Source organism: Marinobacter alkalisoli (assembly GCF_045449855.1).
GTDB lineage: Bacteria > Pseudomonadota > Gammaproteobacteria > Pseudomonadales > Oleiphilaceae > Marinobacter.
In genome coordinates this window covers 1-3,500 of sequence record NZ_JBJJLC010000038.1, presented here as the reverse complement: position 1 = coordinate 3,500, position 3,500 = coordinate 1, and the positions used below count along the sequence as shown (strand labels likewise).

Annotated in this window: 6 protein-coding genes; all 6 read left to right on the top strand. The window is 49.5% G+C overall.

The window, feature by feature from the left end:
* Positions 1–411, top strand: a 411-nt coding sequence (locus tag ACJO5Y_RS15510; RefSeq protein ID WP_406988462.1) for a hypothetical protein, incomplete at its 5' end; no start/stop codon positions are given.
* A 188-nt stretch (positions 412–599) separates the two neighbouring features.
* Positions 600–1,415, top strand: coding sequence for an FRG domain-containing protein (locus ACJO5Y_RS15505; protein ID WP_406988460.1), 816 nt, complete (start codon positions 600–602; stop codon positions 1,413–1,415).
* 107 nt (positions 1,416–1,522) lie between these two features.
* Positions 1,523–1,864 (top strand): hypothetical protein, encoded by a 342-nt coding sequence (locus ACJO5Y_RS15500; protein WP_406988459.1) that lies wholly within the window; start codon positions 1,523–1,525, stop codon positions 1,862–1,864.
* Positions 1,865–2,015: 151 nt separating this feature from the next.
* Entirely contained in the window at positions 2,016–2,453 is a 438-nt protein-coding gene (locus ACJO5Y_RS15495; protein ID WP_406988457.1) for a DUF695 domain-containing protein, read from the top strand.
* A 193-nt stretch (positions 2,454–2,646) separates the two neighbouring features.
* Positions 2,647–2,919 (top strand): hypothetical protein, encoded by a 273-nt coding sequence (locus ACJO5Y_RS15490; RefSeq protein WP_406988456.1) that lies wholly within the window; start codon positions 2,647–2,649, stop codon positions 2,917–2,919.
* 99 nt (positions 2,920–3,018) lie between these two features.
* Complete coding sequence (locus tag ACJO5Y_RS15485; protein WP_406988455.1) at positions 3,019–3,402, top strand: hypothetical protein; 384 nt, start codon at positions 3,019–3,021, stop codon at positions 3,400–3,402.
* Positions 3,403–3,500: the final 98 nt, after the last annotated feature.

The following is a 3,500-nucleotide window of genomic DNA, read 5'->3' as shown; positions in this document are numbered from 1 at the left end:
GCGTTATGTGGCAAAAGGACTATAGCCATGGAGGTCAGAACCAGCCCTTTGAGCGAGCCACAGTTGCAGCAGGAAATTGGCTATCTTGCTGCTTTTCTCACAAAAGAGGGTATTCGGGAACTTCATGTTGCCTTTGGCTGGGACTGTAACCTTTCGATCGACGACATGTGGCAGTACCAACCGATAAACACCGAGGAATTGTCATCATTCCTGTCGGAGGCTGAGGAAAGAGGGACTTTCACACTGGGCAAAGGCGACCTCTTTTTTCGCTGCAAAAACTTTGAGTTCGTTCTTTGCCATGAGGCTGATATCCATTTAGAGTCTTTTCAGTCGCGGCAAACTGAGTTCGAGGAACGTTGGTTTAACTTAGGCTATGAACCGTACAGCGTGCTGGCCAGAGAGAGCACATAACCAATCATTCCAGTTCGTTCCGGGCCTGGCGGCCCTCCACCGGACGCCCTTTTCTCCGCTTCGCTACAAAAAGGTCGCCGCTGAATCGTGGCGTTAAATATGTCTGACCGGCAGTTGCGTCAGGCACCTCCGAAAACCCTTGATTTGTCGGTCAGTACTACTCTGGTCGTTAAGAAGGAAAGTAATGGATGGCGGCACCAGAGAAGAACAAACAGTCGCGACCGGATGATATTGAGGTTTCTTCGGTTGCCGAATTTTTGTCTGCGATAGAGGGCAGTGCCCCAAACAACAACAGCGGTCTTCTGGAGCTGGATGTATACGTATACAGAGGGGTGGCAAATTCGGCGTCTCATAAACTAGTTCCATCTTTATTCAGAAAGCCAGAAATCCTGGAGGAATTTTCAGTCGGAGGAGGGCTGGCAAAATGGGGCGTGTTGGAACGCGGGATCCTCACGAAATTTAAGGAAGGGGCTAGGCCCCACTTATCAATTGCCCCGAGAGATGACATCGAGTGGCTAATCCTTGCTAGACACCATGGGTTGCCGACTCGGGTAATGGACTGGAGTAAGAACCCGTTAGTCGCGCTTCATTTCGCTATCGACAGTGACGATTGCGACAATCCTGCGATTTGGCAGGCGATGCTTGGGCGATCCGCATTAATTGGCCAAACATATTCGTTACAGGCACTTGATGCGGAGTTTGGTAGGACTGATCAGCATGCATTTGGATACTATCAAGGGCCGGTAACTGGGAGAGCAGTAGCTCAGCAGGGTGTGCTAACTATTCACAAATTACCCGATCAGGATCAACCATTCACAACTGTCGATGAGCAAGCTGTTGAATCGTCGGGGTTCATGGTTTTACGAAGAATCTTAATATCGGCTGCCGCAAAAGAGAAGATACGGAGGTCGTTGCTATCTTTGGGTATCTCAAATGCCAGTCTGTTTCCAGATCTTGATGGACTAGCTAGGTCAATTCTCAGAGATCCGATGCGGAGATTTTAGGTAGTGAATAGCTATTTAGCCAAAGAATTTAACAAGGTGGTCAACGGGACGCCAACTACGTTGCACTCCGTTGGCGCCCATTACCACTGGCGTTAGAGTCCTGAAAAATGGAAGAAATCGGAAGTTTTATAGGTAAGATTTTGCTCGTCGGCATCACCCTACTGGATGATGAAGAGCAGCTTATTGGCCAGGTACAGGTATTTGGTCCGATCATCCATGTAGATGGGAGCGGTATTGTCCTAAAACGAAATGGCGGTGATACCGAGTTCTACTTGCCTCCCGATTTCTCGAATATCCTGCCAGCTGATGAGGGCGAGTATCGTCTCAGGTCAACTGGAGAAGTTGTAGTCGACCCCGACTACCTTTCGAGCTGGACGGTTCGAGGAGCCAAGCCTGGTTCACTCGAAGAGTATTCCAGCAATGGATTTCCGGGTTTTGAGCCTGAATGACTCTAACCATACATTCCAGTTCGTTCCGGCCCTGATGGGCCTCCACCGGACGGCCTTTTCTCCGCTTCGCTACGCAAAGGCCGCCGCTGAATCGTGGCGTTAAATACCTATGAAGAACTTAGCCAGCATCATAATTTTATGGAGTTTCATAGTGTCGGCCGCAAGTGCAGAGAATGTATATTTTACCGCTACAGGTGAGGAGGACGGGAATCCACTCATATTTCGGAGCCTTCAGGCTGTACCAGAAGGAGCGAAAGAATCTGAGTACCCATTCCTCATTTCAATCTACTGGCCTTATGACTCAAACAATGACAGCGGTATGCCGGATGCGAGTACCAATGAAGCTCAAATTGTTTTCGAGGATGCCCTCCAAAGCTTGGATAGTTTGGGTATCAGCCATTTGATGTTGGTGGTCACGGGTAACGGTAGAAAGGAGTGGCACTGGTATGTAAGTGATATAGAGGATTGGATGCAAAGGCTGAACACTTCGTTGGCTGGAAAGCCCGTTTTCCCAATAGAAATTGAAAACTCCTATCAGCCAGATTGGTCTTTCTATCATCGCTTCGTATCTGGAGTCGAAGGCATTTAACAAGTCACGGAAGGCGGACGCGTGAGACGCGCCGCTTCGTTCAGCGTTATGCATCTAAGGTTCTGATATGGAAGTTGAAGGGTTTGGACCGAAGCACTCAGAGATACGTCATGAGAGCGATATCTATAGTGTCCGATACTCACGAGATGGACTTACAATTCTCATCAGCACCGTTACGGAAAGCGGTCAGAGAATGGATCTGAAGGTTCACTTTCAGTGGGCACGTGGCTATCGGTATCTGGACGAGGGCGATCTTCAATATTATTGGGAGAGGCAGGAGTTCACTGTTCCCCAGCATGTATTCAAGATTCATTCCGGTGGTTGGTCAAATGGTGAAGCTCTGCAGCCTGGCATACTTAGTGTTAGCACTGCCCTCGAAATTACTGAGTGGTTTATAGCCACAACCAACGGATGTATTAGCGTGCTGTCAGGTGCGGAACCAACAACAGAGTACGTCAATGCATAACAATGCGCTTAAGTTTGTTCCCGGCCTGTCGGCCGTCCACCGGACGCCCCTGACGGGCCGCCGCTTAGCTTCGCGTTATGTGGCAAAAGGACTATAGCCATGGAGGTCAGAACCAGCCCTTTGAGCGAGCCACAGTTGCAGCAGGAAATTGGCTATCTTGCTGCTTTTCTCACAAAAGAGGGTATTCGGGAACTTCATGTTGCCTTTGGCTGGGACTGTAACCTTTCGATCGACGACATGTGGCAGTACCAACCGATAAACACCGAGGAATTGTCATCATTCCTGTCGGAGGCTGAGGAAAGAGGGACTTTCACACTGGGCAAAGGCGACCTCTTTTTTCGCTGCAAAAACTTTGAGTTCGTTCTTTGCCATGAGGCTGATATCCATTTAGAGTCTTTTCAGTCGCGGCAAACTGAGTTCGAGGAACGTTGGTTTAACTTAGGCTATGAACCGTACAGCGTGCTGGCCAGAGAGAGCACATAACCAATCATTCCAGTTCGTTCCGGGCCTGGCGGCCCTCCACCGGACGCCCTTTTCTCCGCTTCGCTACAAAAAGGTCGCCGCTGAATCGTGGCGTTAAA

Excerpts from the sequence above, each read along its gene's own strand:
- ACJO5Y_RS15505 (WP_406988460.1), top strand. The coding sequence starts at position 600 with ATGGCGGCACCAGAGAAGAACAAACAGTCGCGACCGGATGATATTGAG.
- ACJO5Y_RS15500 (WP_406988459.1), top strand. The coding sequence starts at position 1,523 with ATGGAAGAAATCGGAAGTTTTATAGGTAAGATTTTGCTCGTCGGCATC.
- ACJO5Y_RS15490 (WP_406988456.1), top strand. The coding sequence starts at position 2,647 with ATGGATCTGAAGGTTCACTTTCAGTGGGCACGTGGCTATCGGTATCTG.
- ACJO5Y_RS15485 (WP_406988455.1), top strand. The coding sequence starts at position 3,019 with ATGGAGGTCAGAACCAGCCCTTTGAGCGAGCCACAGTTGCAGCAGGAA.